The following is a 15,961-nucleotide window of genomic DNA, read 5'->3' on the forward strand; positions in this document are numbered from 1 at the left end:
ACTACCAGGATCGGATGCGGGAAGGCCGGGAAATCATGAGGGGATTGATCTGGACCGCGGGCGTCCTTGCCCTTCTCGCCCTCATTATCGGCGCCATGGTCAAGGCTGTCGCATTTCTCCTGTGGGTAGCCCCCATCCTCGTAGTGATAGCCGTCCTGCTGTTCATCCTGAAACGCTCCGGCGGCCGGCGGATCCCCCGGTAGGGGCCGCACCCGCGGACCCTGCTTTCCTTGACGCAGGGAACCGCCTGGCACACACTGGGCTGGTGAGCGATGAAGCCAGGGAACCCATCGTGAGGCGCGTAGTTGACCGGCTGGCGGTCCGCTACCCGGATGCCCCTCGAACGCTTATCGCAGGCATCGTCGGGGAAGAGTACGACTCCCTGGACCGTGGCCGCATTCGAACGTTCATACCCACTTTGGTCGAGCACAGTGCCCGGAACCGACTCCATCGTGAGTTCAACGGCGGCTCCCTCGACAGTTAGCTCAGCGCACAGCCAGGAAGCCTTCGACAAACAGCCGCGCCTGTTCGTCCAAGTATTGCTCCAGCGGTATGAAGCGGGTACGGGAATTCGACCGCTTCATTCGGGCAACCGCTGCGATCTGGAGCCGGGACGTGGCCGTGTCCAGAAGAAAGCGCGGTGGCGGAAACCACTCTGTAGCTCCGTCATCTGGCCCGATGTCCTCAAGCTCGTCGTGTCGCGCCAACCGCACGTACGCACTCAGGGCTTCCGTGAGAGGGACTCCGGCGTCCTGGCCGGCGAGTTCCAGCTCCCCCTCCCGGGTGATGTTGAAATACACCGGGCCGTGTGGATGGTAAGCATAGCCCTCGGCTTTGCGGGTGAAGCGGGCGTCCGAGACGGGGAAGGCGTTGTCGGGGATGGCAGTGAGTATTCCGGCCTTGGCGTAGCTTTCAAGGATCCGCGACCCGAGGTCCCGAAGGAATGGCGCGAGCAACTCCAGCCGACGCTTCAACTCCCCTTGGTCAGGGTTCTGCATAGCCCGATAGTACGCGCGATGTGTTCACTTTATTGCCGGCTACCAGTAATCGGCGGAGCGAAGCGCCCCGCAGGAACTAGGCTGGGACCATGAAAGCAACCTTCGCCGCCCTGTCCGCCGCATCGCTCCTGGTGATGCTGACCGGCTGCGGCCAGGTGCAGGAAGCAGCGCAGAGTGCCGCCAGCGATGCCGCATCAAAGGTTGCCGGCGCGGCCGCGGACCAGATCAAGCAGCAGGCCTGCGCGCTGGCTGAAGACGGCATCGTCAGCATCAAGGACAAGGAGCTGCTCGGCGGCCTTGCCGCCGGAGCGGAGACGGCCGGGGTTCCTTCCGACATCACCACGCCGCTGCGGCAGATCGCAGCCTCGGGCGACCAGGTTCCGGCGGACGCTGTGAAGTCGCTCAGGGACGCCTGCGCAGCCTAGCGCTTGCCCTTCTTCCGCGATCCCTTGCCGCGTCCCTTGTCCGGGTTGGGCGCGTAGCGCTGGGCCACCTTGGGTTTCTTGACGCCCGTCCCGCGCCGGTCCGGCTTCGGCTCCTTTTTGGGCTTCTCCTGCTGGGCGGAGGGCTGGCGGGAGCTTGCCGCGGTGCGCCCGCGGACAATTCCGATGAACTCCTCGATCACTTCGTCCGTGGCCTCGCTGGGCCACGCCAGTGCGATCTCCGTTGCGGGCGCACCCGTGAGCTTGCGCGCCACGGTGTCCTTGATATTGAAGTGGCGCGCCACGGACATCGGCAGGATCACCAGGCCGGCGCCGGAGGCCACCACCTGCAGGGCCGTCTCGGGGCCGCCGAGCTCCTGCACGTCCAGGAAGGTCTCCCTGGACAGGTCCGCCAGGGCCACTTCCTCGAACAAGGAAATCTCGTGCCCCTTGGGCGCAACCACCACGGGCTGTTCCTCATAGAGGGTAATGACGCTCAGGCCTTCGCGCTCCACCGGCAGGCGGACGAAGCTCAGATCCGCGGCGCCGTCGCGCAACACGCTCAGCTGGGCGCCGTCGTCGGACATGAAGGAGCGCAGCGGAACATCAGGCATCCGCTCTTCCCAGCGCCGGATCCATTTGCCGGGGGTCACGCCGGCGACGTACGCGAACCGCAGCTGCCGCGCTTCCGGCGCGGAAGGCGCGGATGACTCGGAGGGCTCGGACGGGGAGGCGTTCTGGGGTGATTCATCTTCAGCGGACACAAGTTCACAGTACCGTCAGTGCCGGGACCGGGCGCCTGTCTGGTGCCTGTCTGGTGCCTCTCTGGTGCCCTGCGGGCGGCTCGCCGGATACCCTTGAAGCATGACCTCTGAAAACTCCCAGTCCATGAAGCCGGCCACCGTTGCCAAGAAGCTTGGCATCTACCTGCCCGCAACACCCCAGGAGTTCCAGGATTCGGTCATCTCCCGCGCCGATTTCGCCGAGCTCCAGGCCAACCCGCCGGAGTGGCTCGCCGAACTCCGCCGCAACGGCCCCCACCCCCGCCCCGTGGTGGCGCAGAAGCTGAACGTCTCGATCAGCGGGCTGGCCCGCGGCGGCGTCGAAGAGGCGCTTACGACGGCGGAAATCACCGCGCTGCTGCAGGCTCCCCCGGCGTGGCTGGTGGCCGAGCGCTCCACCCACGCAGCCGTCCGCGCCGAAGCCCAGCGGGTCAAGGATGAGGCCGCGAAGGCGGACGCCAGGAAGGCCCGCGCCCAGGCTGAATAGCGGCGGCCTTTCTTATCCGGCCCCTATTTTTATCCCGCGGACGCAGGACTATGCTCGCGGGAGTCGGGACCGCCGGCCCGATCCCCATCTTCATTTCTCAGTCCACCAGCGACCGGCGGAGCATCGGGAAGGAATCAGGCCATGGCCTTCAAGATCGGATATATTTTGTCGGGAGCCTTTCGAGTAGTTCCATCAACCGGACCCTGTCCAAGGCCCTGATCCGGCTTGCACCGGCGGAGCTGGAGTTCACCGAAATTCCCATCAAGGACCTGCCGTTGTACAACCCGGATTTTGATGCCGCCTATCCGCCCGAAGGGCAGGCCCTCAAGGACGCGGTGTCCGCCTCGGACGGCATCCTGTTCGTCTCTCCCGAGTACAACCGCTCCATCCCAGGAGCGCTCAAGAACGCCATCGACTGGGGATCCCGCCCCTGGGGCACCAACTCCTTCGCCCGCAAGCCCACCGGGATCATCGGCGCCTCCCCCTGCGGCATCGGCACCGCCGTCATGCAGTCCTCGTTCCGAAGCTTCCTGAGCTTCCTGAGCTCCCCAGCTCAACGCGCCGGAAGCGTACATCCGCTTCGTTCCGGAGGTCTACGGCGAGGACGGCGACGTCAAAGACGAAACCACGGCTCAGTTGCTGCGCCACTACATGGAGGAGTACGGCTCCTTCGTGGAGCGGGTCATGGCCGCCAATGCGCCCGGCCATATCGGCGACGAGCACCCGGACAAGGACAAATGAACCGCTGACTAGGGGCCCGGCCTACCCCACGCGGGCGCTATTTTCGATTGCCCGGAGCGTGCGGATGAGCCGGACCGCGCGCTCCTCGCCGAAAAGCTCGTCCGGCCCGCTGGGGGCGAGTTCGCTGTAGGGCGATTTGAACAGGGCGTCGGGCTTGACCACGCCGTTCTCAGTGAGCTGGTTGACGAGCAACTGGAGGAAGTCCAGCTGGGACGCGGTGAGCGCGGTGTCGGAAATGAATTCCGCGAGGGCTTCTTCCACGGCTTCCCGGTCCAGGCCCACCAGGGAGCGCACAAACAGGCCAAGGCCCTCCGTCCCCGCCCGCTCCAGGTCCACGGGCCTGCCCACTCCGCTCTGCGCCAGGATCCGCCCCAGCTCCTCAAGGTCCTGATCGGTCAGCTGCCGGTTCTCGAGGTGGGTGACTAGGGCAACTGGCGCCACACCAATTGCGTGACCACCCGGGTGTGGGAGCCCTCCGATTTCGGATTCCGGCGCACGACGCGCGCCGAGTATGTTCCGGATTTGCCGAGCATGCCTACGTAGTCCAGCACAGGAGCGGGGACAAACCCGATCTTGTGGCCGCCGGCCCAGAGCCCAACTGCACGGGAGTCAGCGGCGTTCCCGGTTTCAGCGACAGCATCCAACTGATCCCCCTTCGTGAGAGATCGATCGACGTACTCGTGCGCCGCGGATGTCATGTACCGAACCCCGTGGACCGGTACGACAAACGTCAGGGTTCCCTTGACCAGGTCTATTTCCGGCTCATCAAAGAAACTCGTAGGTGTCCGCAACCCGCTTTCCGAAGGAGTGCCCCAGGATTTCGAACGGTGCCGCATCCTCGGACAGCTCAAGCCGCTGCAGCCGGTCGGCCCTTCGGATCATTGCCGGCCGGGAAGACGGCGTCCTCCATCGGCTGGCCAGCAGATTGGCCTTCTTCTCCTGCAGCGTGTGGCGCTCGTCCAGCCTCTTCAGGAAAAGCAGATAGGTGATCTGCTCGATGATCTCCAGCGGGTTGGAGATGCCGCCGCTCCAGAACGTATTCCAGACCTTGTCGACTTGGGACTTTATTTCAAATCACAGATCGAGCTTAGTGGCAGGGGCGACGCTTTGCGCCGAAGAACGGCGCACCGATCTGGACAACGGCGACATCGAAGCCATCGTCGCGTCCGACCGCTCCGTAGCCCCGGCGATCAGCGCGGCAGGATAACTTGGACCTGGTCCCTGATCTCACGGAGGATCTCGTCAACGGTACTGGCGACGTTAGTCGTGGCCGCCATGCTGAGGAACATAATCGCGGAGACGACATGCGCAAGCGCGGCAGCGTCGGCGGGCTCTATGCGTCGGTCCCGTCGCAATCCGACGGTGATCGCTTCTTCGGTCTGAAAAGTTAGGTGGAGGGCGTCGCGGTGATGGGGTTCCTCGGGATCGCCAAAGACGATCTCCCGCAGGTATGTCCGGCCGTTCTCGATCTGGGTGCGGTTGCATTCGACAACCGGGCGGACGATCGCCATCACCGCTTCGAGCACATCAGGTATCGCCCCCGCTGCAGCTTTGCCCCTGACGAGCGCGTCAGCGTAGCCGGAGTTCTGCACGAGCAGCAGCAATTCGCCTTTTGACTTGGCGTAAAGGAACAGTGTCCCGGTGCCAATGTCGGCCCTATCGGCGATCTGCTGGGTGGTGACCTCATCAATGCCGTGCTCGGCGAAAAGCTCGCGAGCAGCGGCCGTGATGCGGTCGAGTTTGGCCTGTTTGTTCCGCTCACGTCGTCCGACCGGCTGAGGGGCGACTGGCATAACACGTCCTTCGGAATATAATCTGACCATACTCAGTTATGAGTAGGGTCACTACTGCGTGGGCTCACATGTGCCTGCGTTCATTATCCCACGGCAACTCGAAACAGCTAGCGCTCTCGCCGGCAGCCGTGACACTCATGACCGACCGTTGGAAAGGATCACCATCCCCATGACCTCATCTTCTCTCTGGCAACCATTCACGCTCGGCCGCCTGGATTTTCGGCACCGGCTGGCGCTGGCACCCATGACCCGCAACCGGGCCAACCCTGACGGTACTCCCGGCGATCACACGGCAACCTACTACGGGCAGCGCGCTTCCCTGGGTCTTGTCATCACGGAAGGCACCCAGCCTTCAGAGGACGGACAGGGCTACCTCAATACCCCCGGGATCTACACGCCGGAGCATATTGAGGGCTGGCGGAAAGTCGCCGACGCCGTGCACGCGGGCGGAGGCTCCCTGTTTATCCAACTGATGCACGCGGGCCGGACGTCGCACCCGGACAATACGCCGCACCACCGTCAGCCGGTGGCGCCGTCGGCGATTGCCAGCGGCAAGGACATCCCGACGGCGACCGGGCTGCAGAAGACCCCGGTCCCGCGCGAGATGAGCGCTGAGGACATCCAGGCCACGGTCGCCGAGTTCCGCCACGCGGCAGCGTGCGCGATCGCCGCCGGCGCCGATGGGGTCGAGATCCACGGCGCCAACGGATACCTGCTGCACCAGTTCCTCTCCCCCAACGCCAACCACCGCACCGACTCCTACGGCGGGTCGGTAGAGAACCGGTCCCGGTTCGTCATCGAGGTCGCCCAGGCCATCGCCGATGAGATCGGAGCGGACCGCGTCGGTATCCGGCTCTCCCCGGCCATGCCGCTGGGCGGCATCGACGAGGGCGACACCGGGAGCGTGCGCATCCAATACCGGCACCTGGTCGGTGAGCTTGCGGCCCTGAACCTGGCCTATCTGCACCTGCACCACGTCGGCGACGACGAACTGCTGCGGTCCTTCCGGGACGTGTGGCCCACGGCGGTGCTGGTGGTCCGCTACGAACGGACCCGCGAGCAGATCTCCGACGACATCGACGCCGGCCTTGCAGACATTGCCCCGTTGGGCCGTTTCGCGCTGGCCAACCCCGACATCGTCGATCGCCTGCGTACCGGGGCCCCACTGAATGAACTGGACCCGGCCACCATCTACGGCGGCGGCGAAACCGGATACATCGACTATCCCACCCTGGCAAACTAGAAAGAGCGTCATCATGCCTACCCTCAACGGAGCAATCGTCCTCGTCACCGGCGCAAACGGTGGCATCGGAACCCACTTCGTCCGCGAAGCCCTGGCCCGCGGCGCGAGCAAGGTCTACGCCACCGCCCGCAACCCCAGAACCTGGGACGATGAGCGCGTCGTCCCGCTCACCCTCGATATCACCGACCCTGACTCCATCCGTGCGGCAGTCGAGGCCGCCGGGGACGTGACAGTGCTGATCAACAACGCCGGCGCGTCCGTGTCCAGCCCGGGCATCCTCACCCACACCGACGAGGAAATCCGTGCCAACGTCGAGACCAACTTCCTCGGCCCGCTGTTCCTGGCCCGCGCCTTCGCACCAGTCCTGGCGGCGAAAGACGAGTCAGTGATCATCGACATCCACTCCGCATTGAGCTGGTACGCCACCTCCGGCATCTACAGCGCCACCAAAGCAGCCCTATGGTCGGCAACCAACTCGCTGCGCCTGGAGCTCGCCCCCGCAGGCGTCCACGTGATCGGCGTGCACGTCGGCTATGTCGACACGGCCATGGCCGCGCACCACACCGGCCCCAAAACGGACCCCGCGGATCTCGTACGCTCCGTGTTCAACGCCGTCGAAGCCGGCGAATACGAGGTCCTCGCCGACGAGGCTTCCGTGAACCTCAAGGCCGGACTCAGCGCACCCATCGAAGCGGTCTACCCGCAGCTGGCGACGACGAGCGCGTAAACGACACCCTGATGTCGCCGTGGTCATGACACAAGCATGACCACGGCGCCCCGGGCCCGTCGAAGCTGCATCGCCGCCTGCGACGGGCGTTGGCCCGGAAGCAGGCCAGGGCCGACGCGGTGCGCCGGGTCCCCGGCTCACGAACAGCTCAGTCCTGGTGCAGCTGCACGAAGTTGCCGCAGCCGTCGTCGAGCACCGCTGAGATCCCTCCGGGACCCTCCGACGGTTCGCCCTGGAACATGACACCCTTGGCCGTGAGCCGCTCATACTCGGCCCGGACGTCCGGAACGCCCAGCACGATCGCGGGCATCCCGGCGTCGTGAAGTCCGTTCATGTAGGCGGCACCGATCGGGTTCTCGCTGGGCTCCAGCAGGAGCCCCACGGAGCCCGCCCCGGCCGGGTCCTTGACGATATACAGGTTCTGCTCCGGCAGCGCCATCAGGGTCTCAAAACCCAGGATTCCGGTGTAGAACTCATGGGCCGCGGCAGGCTCCCGGACGTGGATGCTGCACATTTTCAATCGCATGGGGCCAAGGCTACTACGCCCGGGCTGCGCGCGCCGCGAACGCCATTGACGGCCCGCGCCCCGTGGATTCCAATGGAACTAGCGGAACCAGGCCCGCCCGGGCCCGTTCCCTGTAAGCGTTCCCTGGAGGTGTGTTGGAATGCCGACTCAATCAGGATCCTCCCCGCTCGGGATCTGGCAGCTGCTCGCCCTGGCCGGTCTGGTCGTTGCCGCGGTGGCCGGCTCCGCCTATCTGGCCCGGAAACACCGGAACGCCGACGCCGGGCTGCCGGACGCGGTGTTCTGGGACGGTTTCGCGGGACTCGCCGTCGTTGCCCCGGCCGTGATCCTCCCCTCCCTCGCCGCGCCGTGGGCCGGGCTGATGCTCGGACTCCTCGCGGCGGGGACCGGCGTCGCCGCCTACCGGTGGACACCTGTGCTGTTGCGCAGCCAGGAGGTCCGCCGCGCCTGCCGGGAAACGGTGTCCGCCAATGAAGCCGCCGCCGCCCTCCACCGGAGGGTGCTGGCCCGGTGGCAGCGCTACGAGCTCGACCCCGCCTACCGGATCGACTTCCCGGCCATGAGCGATCCGCGCCAGCCGGAAACGGCCGCCCTCATCAAGGCGATGAAGGCGGCCGAGCGGCTCCGGGACGGAAACGACGCCGGCTACGGACCCGCGGTCCGGCGGCTGGAACAGGCCCTGAACGAGGCCGAACGCGCGGCCGGTATGGATCTGGATGCTTCCCTATTGAGCTGAATCTCTCCACCATTTCCCGGAAGGAAGCACCATGACAGACATCACCATCATCGGCAGCGGAAACATGGCCCGGGCGATCGGCACGCGTGCCGTGTCGGCCGGCCGCAAGGTCCAGATCCTGGACCGGAGCCCGGAGAACGCCGCCAGGCTCGCGGCGGAGATTGGCGGCACCACCACGTCCGGGGGGCTCGGCGACATCCCCGACGGCGACATTGTGGTGCTGGCCCTCTACTTCGGTCCGGCCAAGGAAGTTGCCACGCATTACGGGGACACCCTGAGCGGCAAGACGGTGATCGACATCGGCAATCCCATCAATACGGAGACCTTTGACTCGCTCGTCGTCGAATCCGGCACGTCCGCCGCCGAGGAGATCGCCAAACTGCTTCCGGGAGCCCGCGTGGTGAAGGCGTTCAACACCACGTTTGCAGGCCCCCTTGCCGCGGGCTCCACGGGCGGGATGCCGCTGGATGTCTTCATTGCCACCGACTCCGAAACGGCCGGCAATGAGGTGGCGGCGTTCGCTGCCGCTGCCGGGCTGCGGCCGCTGAAGGTCGGCGGGCTGCACCACGCGCGGGAACTGGAGGGATTCATGCTCCTGATCATGGCGCTGCAGGCCAACCCTGCCTATGAGAACTTCAACTGGGGCACGGGCCTGAAGGTCATCGACTAGCCGGCAGGACCGGTCCAATATGGCTGTTCTCCGCCTGGATCTGGGGAGGAGAAAACGATTGTCGGGTCACTGATCGTGTTGTCGCTGGATGAAACCAGACATCCCTGGCACAGTGAATGCCACTTTTCCGTATTCGGGTGAATAGATGAGTCCCTTGCTGATCAGTTGCGCACGCGTTGGGCCGAGGCCGTTGAGCTTGACCCCTAGCCGTTCCGCGACCTGGCTCGTGCTCGATCCGTCATCGCCGTCCTGGGCCATGGCGCGCAGATAGCCCTTTTCCTTCTTTGTCGCCCGGCCCCACCGGGACGGGAAGAATCCGGCATCGAGTTGCCCCCGCCCAACCTCTATGGCCAGGTCCGCGTCGGCGTCCGTGAAGGGGGTTTCCGGAGCCACCTCCCAAATTGCTTTGCCGAATTCCTGAATGAAGTACGGGTACCTGCCGGACGCTTCAACGACTTTTGCAAGGGCGCCGGGTTCGTAGGCCGCCCCCATCTCCTGGGCGGGCCTGCCGAATGCATACTCGGCCGCTGGCTGATCCAGAGGCCCGATGATTCGGTAGTCGAAGAGCCTCTCGGCATATGTCCGGGCTGCACTCAGCGTCGTCGGCAGATTGGGGAGGCCGGCCCCGATGATATAGAAGGGCCAGCCACGTTGTCCCGCCACGTGCTGCACGGAGATCAGTGCGGTGAGCAGAGCGGGATCCAGATCCTGCATTTCGTCAATGAAGATCCCGAACCCGCTCCTGTCTCCCTGCAGGGAACTGGAGATATCCTCCACGAGCTCTTCGAGATCAATGTCTATCTGTCCGGAGTCCGCCCGTCCGGTCTTGAACCCAACATCGGCTGTCAGGCCAGTCACGCCCAGCGAGAGGTTGAAAGACCGGATCGTTCCTATGGCCTGCTTGAACCGCTCCCCGGGCCGCGCTCCACCATACCTGCGTGCCGCCGTTGTCAGTTCCCGGGCAAACTTTTCGCGGACCTCGGTGAAGCTCTGGGCCTCCGGCTTGCCTTCCATCCAAATCGTGAACCAGCCCTGGTTGTCAGCATGGGCGCGCAGATAATTCAGCAGCACCGTTTTGCCGACGCCCCGCAGGCCTGAGAGAACCATTCCTCGGTTCGGCAGCCCACGTTTGGTGCGGGCCACGAGAAGGTCGAATGCGTCGATTTCTGGCTGGCGGCCGCCCATCACCTTCGGAGGAAGGCCGGATCCAGGGTTGTATGGGTTCAGTTCGAGGTGCATATATCAAATTATATTGGGTTATATGAAAAAAACTATACTTGGATATAAGTTGCTATGTTGCGAGGCGGCGGGAGGGGAACCTTCCCGCTTCTGCGGGACGCGAGGGCCGCGCGCTCAAATTCCCCGGGCCAGGACCTGGCCCTTGAAGAACCCGGGCCGGAGCCTGGACATCACGAGCATGAGCACCACGCCCAGCAGGATCACGCCCATGCCCAGGATGAACACCAGGCCCAGGCCGCCGATGGATGATCCGGAGCCGTACTCGGGGTCCATCGAGTCGTAGGCGGTCTTGAAGAACATCACCAGCAGGATCACGCCGCCCAGCAAGGGGGCGAGGAACTTGAAGAAGAACGAGTGCGCTCCGCTGAAGGCCTGGGCGCGGAAGAACCAGACGCAGGCAAGGGCGGTGACGCCGTAGTAGAAGCAGATCATCATGCCCAGGGCGGTGATGGTGTCCCACAGGGCGTTCTCGGACGTGGTCCGGGTAATGACGTAGAACGCCGCGGCGGCCACGGCAGCCGCGATCGTCGCGTAGCTCGGGGACTTGTACGTGGGGCTGATCCTGCCGAACTTGTGCGGCAGCGCCTGGTAGTGGCCCATGGCCAGGAGTGTCCGGGCCGGGGAGACAAAGGTGGACTGCAGCGAGGCGGCGGAGCTGCTCAGGATGGCCAGGGACATCAGGATGGCGAACGGGCCCATCACGGGTCCGGCGAGGACGGCGAAGATGCTGCCCTGGTTTTCCGGGTTTCCGCCCGGCGGGGGGGGGGGGGGGGGGGGGGGGGGGGGGGGGGGGGGGGGGGGGGGGGGGGGGGGGGGGGGGGGGGGGGGGGGGGGGGGGGGGGGGGGGGGGGGGGGGGGGGGGGGGGGGGGGGGGGGGGGGGGGGGGGGGGGGGGGGGGGGGGGGGGGGGGGCCCCCCCCGGTGTCGCCGACGCCGGCGAAGGACAGGGTGGCCAGCGCCACGGTCATGTAGATGACCACAATGACCAGCACCGTGACGGTGGCGGCGCGGCCCGGCGTCTTCTCCGGGTTCTTCGTCTCCTCGTTCATGGTCAGGGTGACGTCCCAGCCCCAGTAGATGAAGATGGACAGTGACACGCCCGCCGCGAAGGCGGAGAAGGAGCCGACGGCGAACGGGTTGAACCAGTCGGGCGAGATTGCGGTGGCGTCAAAGGCCGTTCCGTTGGCGACGTGGCTGAACGCGGCCACGGCAAACCAGCCCAGGACCAGCAGCTGGAAGGCCACCAGCACGTACTGCACGCCCTTGGTCGTTTCCATGCCGCGGTAGGAGATCCAGCAGGCCAGCGCAATGAACACCAGCGTCGTGGCGATGTTGAGCGGCAGGATCTTGCTCAGGTCAGCAAGGTCCGGATTGCCAAAGAGCTGCGCCAGCATGAGGTAGAAGAAGTCGACGGCGACTGCCGCCAGGTTGGAGAGCACGATGATGGTTGCCGCGATCAGGCCCCAGCCGCCCATCCAGCCGATCCACGGTCCGAACGCCCGGGAGGCCCACGTGAAGGAGGTCCCGGCGTCGGGCATGGCGTTGTTGAGTTCGCGGTAGCCGAGCGCCACGAGGAGCATGGGGATGAAGCCCACGAGGAAGATCGCCGGCAGGTGCACGCCGACTTCGGACACGGTGGGGCCCAGGGCCGCCGTGAGCGTGTAGGCCGGGGCGATGCAGGACACGCCGATGACGACGGCGCCGATCAGCCCCACCGACCCGGCTTTCAGTCCTTTGTCGCTCAGCGTCTTGTGCGACGGTTGTGCCTTTTCTGTTGCAGCAGTCATGCGGTTGCCCCTCCTGGGGAGTCATTCGACGTTGAATGGATTGGCATGTGGGTAGTGGCCGGCGGCGACCATCACCGGCAGCGTGCTCAGACCGCCGCGGGCGTGCGGTCCGCCGCAGCCACGATGCGGGCCGCCGTCCGGCGCCCCATCCGCACGGCGCCGTCGACATGCTGGTAGCCCTCGGCTGCCAGGTCGGAGGAGGACCAGTAGATGGGGCCTACCGGGGTGTGCTGGTCCTTGCCGTAGCGGTGCAGGCCGCCGAGGTCGTAGCTGGAGGCGTAGGCGCCGCGGGTCCATTCCTCGGCGCCCCAGTCGGACTCGTAGTAGACCTCGGGCGTCAGGGCCTTTTCGCCGAGGAAGCCTGCGATCGATTCGAGGACGGCGCGGCGCCGGTCCCCTGCGTTGAGCTCGAACACCGCGTCAGCCTTCTCATCCGAGATGAAGCCGACCAGAGTGCCGCGCGGATCCTCATGGTTGGTGTTGTCGTAGACCTCCTGGACCAGGGCGCCGGCACCGAAGCAGGTTCCGGACAGTCCGTCCTCACGCCAGAACGGCGAGCTGTAGACGGCGTGGACCTTGATGACCAGGCCGAGTGACTGGTGCTGGTGCATCTGGTGCTGGCGGCGGGGCAGCGGCGGGTTGAAGGAAACCCGGGAGTACAGGTTCGGCGGCACGGCCATGATCACGAAGCGCGCGTTCACGGTGGCCCGCTCCGAAACCGCGGTCACCCGGTGGCCGCCTTCGGCGGTCGGCTCCCAGTTGATCGTGCGGACCGGGCTGTTGAGCACGACTTCGTCGCCCAGCTCGGCGGCCTGCAGCAGGGACACCTGCTGCATCCCGCCGATCACCCGCTTGTCGAGGATGAAGTCCTCATCGGTCAGGTGGGTGAAGGATCCGGCGGAGGCCGCCATCAGCACCGCCTGCAGGGCGGAGAAGGCGTGGGCGGGCTTGGTGAGCATGCCGCCGGCGATGAAGAGGCCGATGTTGTTGCAGGCCTCCTCGTCCGGGGAGTTCTCGCGCAGCCAGTGGTGGAAGGAGACGGTGTCCAGCTCGCGGGCCTTCGGGTGGGCCCACGGCTCGGTGGCGCCGATCTCGGCGGCCAGGGCGTCCAGCAGGGCGGTGAGCTTGTCCATCTCGGCCGCGGTAGTTTCGCTGACCGGGAAGGATTCCCCGGTGTACAGGGTGCGCTGGCCGTCCGCTCCGAGGTAGACGGACTTCCCCTCACGGTAGCGGGAGTAGGTCTGCAGGCCGAGCTCGTCCAGCAGCGCCAGCAGTTCGGTCTGGTCCGGCGAGACCCACTGGCCGCCGATTTCGAGCATGGCGCCGTCGATGGTGTCGGTCCAGGTGCGGCCGCCGACGCGGTCGCGGGCCTCCAGTACGGCCACGCTCAGTCCGGCCTTCTTCAGTTCCCGGGCTGCGGTCAACCCGGCGGGGCCGGCTCCGACGATGACGACGTCGCGGTCAAGTTCCAGCATGATGTCCTCTCTGTGGCCGCGGAGTGATGCGAACCACTAAATGAATGCCATTCATTTAGGAACGACTATAGCGGCTCGCTGCGGAAGAGGGAAGACCCCTCACGTAAAGAAGTGCACGCCGCGGGTCATGACTTCAAGATCATCCGCGCCCGGCCCCTCCTGCCAGGTCATCCGCTTACGGCCTCCGATGGCCTCGCCGCTCCGGCCTTTCCGGGTTTGAGGGATTATCGGCCGTCGCGTGGAAGAATCACTGCGTGGATGCCCCGGACCTCCTGACAGTGAACTGGCCCTCGTTCCTGTTCGCGCTTCTTGTCGATTCGCTCCTCGTCTGGGTCCCGGCCGCCTCTGTTTTCTTTCTGGCTCCCGGACACCAGCTTCCGCTCGCTGCGGGGACCGTACTGGCCGCGGTGGCAGCCAACTGGACGCTCTATGTCCGCGGAACCACGCTGGGAACATATCTGGGCGGCTTTCGGATCCGGACCCGGACCGGACAGGCACCCGGGCGCACTTACGGGCTGATTCTCTCCCTGTTCACGTTCGCATCAGTACCCGCGATAGCGGTTCTGATAGCCATCACCTTCGCTCCAGGCAATGAGGCTTCCGGCCCCTTGGGAAGTCCAGCCAGCTACCCGCTGTTCGGGGAACGGACCCGCAGACGGAGATTTCTTCAAGCCGCAGACGACTGCTGGGAGCGGTCGACCTGATCCCTGCGGCGCATTAGCGCGGCCGGACCGGACACCTCGCACGTGGAAGATAACGACGGAAGCACACACCGCAGCAAGCGCACAATGGAATAATCCTTGGGATACCCAGCAGAAAGGCCAGGAATGCCGGCAGCCACGAGCGCCCCAGCAGATCAGCACCCCGCGGACACTAGGCCCCGCCGCCGGGCGGGCCGTCCGCCGGCCGCCGTGCTGGACCAGGACGGCATCACCGCCGCCGCCCTCCAGGTGGTCCGGAAGGGCGGCTACGAGGGGTTCACCATGGCCGCGCTGGCCCGCGCCCTGAACGTCGCGCCGTCGGCCCTTTACAACCATGTCTCCTCCAAGCGCGAGGTGCTGGTCCTCGTCCAGGACCACCTGACCTCGTTCGTGGATGTGTCATCGTTCGACACCGAGCCGTGGGACCAGGCCGTCCGGGACTGGGCCTGGAGCTACCGGGATGTCTTCTCCAAGCACACCCCGCTGATTCCGGTCATCGCCGTGCTGCCGGTGACGGACGCTCCGAAGACCCTGGCCATGTACGAGGCCGTCAGCGCCGGCTTCAGCAGGGCCGGCATCCCGCAGGAGCGCATCGTCTCGGCCATCGTGGCGCTGGAGTCCTTCATTTTCGGCTCGGCCTACGACGTCACCGCGCCGGCGGACATCTTCGATTCGGGCAGCATGGCGGAATCGACGCCGAACTTCACCGCCGCCGTCGAGAGCCTCGCCCGGCAGGGCTTCGAAAAGCCGGCCGACGCCGCCTTCAGCCTGGGCCTGGAGGCGTTGATTTCGGCTTTCGGGGCTCTGCGGCGCCCCGGCTGACTCCCGCGCAGCCGGGCGCCGCGGCGTCGAGGCGAAACATTGTGAAAGACTGTGGGCATGGCGGCGGCGATGGCATTTGAGAACGAAAGCCTCTCGGAAAAGGTCAAGCGGACCATCGTCGACAGGGTCGTTGACGGCACCTACCCGCCCGGCACCCGCCTCGTGGAGCTCCAGCTCGCCCGGGAGTTCGGCGTCAGCCAGGCCCCCGTGCGCGAAGCGCTGCGGGAGCTGTCCTCCACCAGGCTGGTTGAAAGCATCCCCCGCCGCGGGACCTTCGTCCGCGCCGCCTCCCATGATGATCTGGCCGAGGTCTATTTTGTCCGCCTCGCGCTGGAAGGAACAGCGGCCGCCCACGCCTACCCCGCCCTGCACGCCGATCCGTCACCGCTGCGCGATGCCCTGGCCGGCATGCGCGAAGCCGCCGAAACAAACGACGCCCACGGCCTCGCCAAATACAGCACGGACTTCCACCGCGCCGTCATCGCCGCCACCGGGAACCGGCTCATGATGGAAATCTGGGATTCGCTCTACGTCGAGGCCCGGACCATGGCCACCGTCGTCCGCGGCCACGTTGACCTGCACGCCGCGGCCGAAGCCCACGTGCCGATCCTGGAAGCGTTCGAGACCGGCACCCCGGACCTCTGCACGAAGCTCGTCGTCGAGCACCAGCACGAGTAGTCCATCCTCCCCCAGGAGTAGGCCCGCTGCCGCGGGACCAGATCCGGCCCGCGGATAGATTCCGGAAAACCCCTTGTGACCCCGATCACCCCTGTGTATAGCCTGTCCTATCAATTATCGATAATCGATCAAGGA

At 65.9% G+C, this 15,961-nt stretch carries 21 protein-coding genes and 3 pseudogenes; 13 read left to right on the forward strand and 11 right to left on the reverse strand.

Translation table 11 applies throughout. The features are described from left to right. The first annotated feature begins 35 nt into the window (after nt 1-35). Both ACQCSZ_RS20005 and ACQCSZ_RS20010 read left to right on the forward strand, forming a co-directional pair. Nucleotides 36-203 carry a hypothetical protein gene (locus ACQCSZ_RS20005; protein ID WP_427005402.1) on the forward strand — a complete coding sequence of 56 codons (168 nt, stop codon included), beginning with the start codon at nt 36-38 and terminating at the stop codon, nt 201-203. Nucleotides 204-265: 62 nt separating this feature from the next. Next, nucleotides 266-484 carry a three-helix bundle dimerization domain-containing protein gene (locus tag ACQCSZ_RS20010; RefSeq protein WP_427005403.1) on the forward strand — a complete coding sequence of 73 codons (219 nt, stop codon included), beginning with the start codon at nt 266-268 and terminating at the stop codon, nt 482-484. A 1-nt stretch (nt 485) separates the two neighbouring features. Here ACQCSZ_RS20010 and ACQCSZ_RS20015 read toward each other — a convergent pair whose 3' ends face one another. Next, entirely contained in the window at nt 486-998 is a 513-nt protein-coding gene (locus tag ACQCSZ_RS20015) for a hypothetical protein (protein WP_427005404.1), read from the reverse strand. A gap of 89 nt (nt 999-1,087) precedes the next feature. On the opposite strand from ACQCSZ_RS20015, the gene ACQCSZ_RS20020 reads away from it, so the two are divergent. Beyond that, entirely contained in the window at nt 1,088-1,423 is a 336-nt protein-coding gene (locus ACQCSZ_RS20020) for a hypothetical protein (protein WP_427005405.1), read from the forward strand. Here ACQCSZ_RS20020 and ACQCSZ_RS20025 read toward each other — a convergent pair. Continuing rightward, nucleotides 1,420-2,184, reverse strand: a complete 765-nt coding sequence (locus ACQCSZ_RS20025; RefSeq protein WP_427005406.1) for a LysR family substrate-binding domain-containing protein — start codon at nt 2,182-2,184, stop codon at nt 1,420-1,422. The genes ACQCSZ_RS20020 and ACQCSZ_RS20025 overlap by 4 nt on opposite strands. Nucleotides 2,185-2,284: 100 nt before the next feature. On the opposite strand from ACQCSZ_RS20025, the gene ACQCSZ_RS20030 reads away from it, so the two are divergent. Beyond that, nucleotides 2,285-2,689, forward strand: a complete 405-nt coding sequence (locus ACQCSZ_RS20030; protein WP_427005407.1) for a DUF5997 family protein — start codon at nt 2,285-2,287, stop codon at nt 2,687-2,689. Between the two features lie 141 nt (nt 2,690-2,830). Beyond that, nucleotides 2,831-3,430: pseudogene (locus ACQCSZ_RS20035) on the forward strand (NADPH-dependent FMN reductase). 21 nt (nt 3,431-3,451) lie between these two features. On the opposite strand, the gene ACQCSZ_RS20040 reads toward ACQCSZ_RS20035, so the two are convergent. The 3 genes from ACQCSZ_RS20040 to ACQCSZ_RS20050 are packed head-to-tail and all read right to left on the reverse strand — an operon-like array spanning nt 3,452 to nt 4,498. Continuing rightward, nucleotides 3,452-3,871 carry a type I restriction-modification enzyme R subunit C-terminal domain-containing protein gene (locus ACQCSZ_RS20040; protein WP_427005408.1) on the reverse strand — a complete coding sequence of 140 codons (420 nt, stop codon included), beginning with the start codon at nt 3,869-3,871 and terminating at the stop codon, nt 3,452-3,454. Next, the gene (locus ACQCSZ_RS20045; RefSeq protein WP_427005409.1) at nt 3,853-4,266 is read right to left on the reverse strand and encodes an HIRAN domain-containing protein; all 414 of its coding nucleotides are present in this window, start codon (nt 4,264-4,266) and stop codon (nt 3,853-3,855) included. Before ACQCSZ_RS20045 ends, ACQCSZ_RS20040 begins: the two co-directional genes overlap by 19 nt. Next, nucleotides 4,196-4,498 (reverse strand): type I restriction-modification system subunit M N-terminal domain-containing protein, encoded by a 303-nt coding sequence (locus ACQCSZ_RS20050; protein ID WP_427008398.1) that lies wholly within the window; start codon nt 4,496-4,498, stop codon nt 4,196-4,198. The genes ACQCSZ_RS20045 and ACQCSZ_RS20050 overlap by 71 nt, the downstream gene beginning before the upstream one ends. Between ACQCSZ_RS20050 and ACQCSZ_RS20055 the strand changes: the two genes are divergently transcribed. After that, nucleotides 4,428-4,637, forward strand: coding sequence for a hypothetical protein (locus ACQCSZ_RS20055; protein ID WP_427005410.1), 210 nt, complete (start codon nt 4,428-4,430; stop codon nt 4,635-4,637). The two genes, ACQCSZ_RS20050 and ACQCSZ_RS20055, sit on opposite strands and share 71 nt — an antisense overlap. On the opposite strand, the gene ACQCSZ_RS20060 is transcribed toward ACQCSZ_RS20055, so the two are convergent. After that, on the reverse strand, nt 4,621-5,223 hold the full coding sequence (locus ACQCSZ_RS20060) for a TetR/AcrR family transcriptional regulator (protein ID WP_427005411.1): 603 nt from the start codon (nt 5,221-5,223) through the stop codon (nt 4,621-4,623). The genes ACQCSZ_RS20055 and ACQCSZ_RS20060 overlap by 17 nt on opposite strands. A gap of 169 nt (nt 5,224-5,392) precedes the next feature. Here ACQCSZ_RS20060 and ACQCSZ_RS20065 point away from each other — a divergent pair, with 169 nt between their 5' ends. Continuing rightward, the gene (locus ACQCSZ_RS20065; protein WP_427005412.1) at nt 5,393-6,466 is read left to right on the forward strand and encodes an alkene reductase; all 1,074 of its coding nucleotides are present in this window, start codon (nt 5,393-5,395) and stop codon (nt 6,464-6,466) included. 13 nt (nt 6,467-6,479) lie between these two features. Beyond that, entirely contained in the window at nt 6,480-7,193 is a 714-nt protein-coding gene (locus ACQCSZ_RS20070) for an SDR family oxidoreductase (RefSeq protein WP_427005413.1), read from the forward strand. A 148-nt stretch (nt 7,194-7,341) separates the two neighbouring features. Here the strand turns inward: ACQCSZ_RS20070 and ACQCSZ_RS20075 are convergent, their stop codons facing one another. Then, on the reverse strand, nt 7,342-7,719 hold the full coding sequence (locus tag ACQCSZ_RS20075) for a VOC family protein (protein ID WP_211881211.1): 378 nt from the start codon (nt 7,717-7,719) through the stop codon (nt 7,342-7,344). 139 nt (nt 7,720-7,858) lie between these two features. On the opposite strand from ACQCSZ_RS20075, the gene ACQCSZ_RS20080 reads away from it, so the two are divergent. Both ACQCSZ_RS20080 and ACQCSZ_RS20085 read left to right on the forward strand, forming a co-directional pair. Beyond that, entirely contained in the window at nt 7,859-8,455 is a 597-nt protein-coding gene (locus ACQCSZ_RS20080) for a hypothetical protein (protein ID WP_427005414.1), read from the forward strand. Between the two features lie 31 nt (nt 8,456-8,486). Then, on the forward strand, nt 8,487-9,125 hold the full coding sequence (locus ACQCSZ_RS20085; RefSeq protein ID WP_427005415.1) for an NADPH-dependent F420 reductase: 639 nt from the start codon (nt 8,487-8,489) through the stop codon (nt 9,123-9,125). Nucleotides 9,126-9,191: 66 nt separating this feature from the next. On the opposite strand, the gene ACQCSZ_RS20090 is transcribed toward ACQCSZ_RS20085, so the two are convergent. The 4 genes and pseudogenes from ACQCSZ_RS20090 to ACQCSZ_RS20105 form a co-directional block, all read right to left on the reverse strand. Continuing rightward, entirely contained in the window at nt 9,192-10,364 is a 1,173-nt protein-coding gene (locus tag ACQCSZ_RS20090; protein ID WP_427005416.1) for an ATP-binding protein, read from the reverse strand. Between the two features lie 114 nt (nt 10,365-10,478). Continuing rightward, nucleotides 10,479-11,114: pseudogene (locus ACQCSZ_RS20095) on the reverse strand (amino acid transporter); the annotation flags it as partial. 159 nt (nt 11,115-11,273) lie between these two features. After that, a pseudogene (locus tag ACQCSZ_RS20100) lies at nt 11,274-12,150 on the reverse strand (APC family permease); the annotation flags it as partial. A gap of 86 nt (nt 12,151-12,236) precedes the next feature. Then, the gene (locus tag ACQCSZ_RS20105; RefSeq protein ID WP_427005417.1) at nt 12,237-13,625 is read right to left on the reverse strand and encodes a flavin monoamine oxidase family protein; all 1,389 of its coding nucleotides are present in this window, start codon (nt 13,623-13,625) and stop codon (nt 12,237-12,239) included. A gap of 254 nt (nt 13,626-13,879) precedes the next feature. Between ACQCSZ_RS20105 and ACQCSZ_RS20110 the strand changes: the two genes are divergently transcribed. From ACQCSZ_RS20110 to ACQCSZ_RS20120, 3 genes are all read left to right on the forward strand, one after another. After that, the gene (locus tag ACQCSZ_RS20110; protein WP_427005418.1) at nt 13,880-14,329 is read left to right on the forward strand and encodes a hypothetical protein; all 450 of its coding nucleotides are present in this window, start codon (nt 13,880-13,882) and stop codon (nt 14,327-14,329) included. Nucleotides 14,330-14,452: 123 nt separating this feature from the next. Next, nucleotides 14,453-15,148 carry a TetR/AcrR family transcriptional regulator gene (locus tag ACQCSZ_RS20115; RefSeq protein ID WP_427005419.1) on the forward strand — a complete coding sequence of 232 codons (696 nt, stop codon included), beginning with the start codon at nt 14,453-14,455 and terminating at the stop codon, nt 15,146-15,148. Nucleotides 15,149-15,217: 69 nt separating this feature from the next. After that, nucleotides 15,218-15,826: a GntR family transcriptional regulator gene (locus ACQCSZ_RS20120; protein ID WP_427005420.1), complete on the forward strand. Its 609-nt coding sequence runs from the start codon at nt 15,218-15,220 to the stop codon at nt 15,824-15,826. Nucleotides 15,827-15,961 lie beyond the last annotated feature (135 nt).

It is taken from the genome of Pseudarthrobacter sp. H2 (assembly GCF_050157045.1).
In the GTDB taxonomy this organism is placed as follows: Bacteria; Actinomycetota; Actinomycetes; order Actinomycetales; family Micrococcaceae; genus Arthrobacter.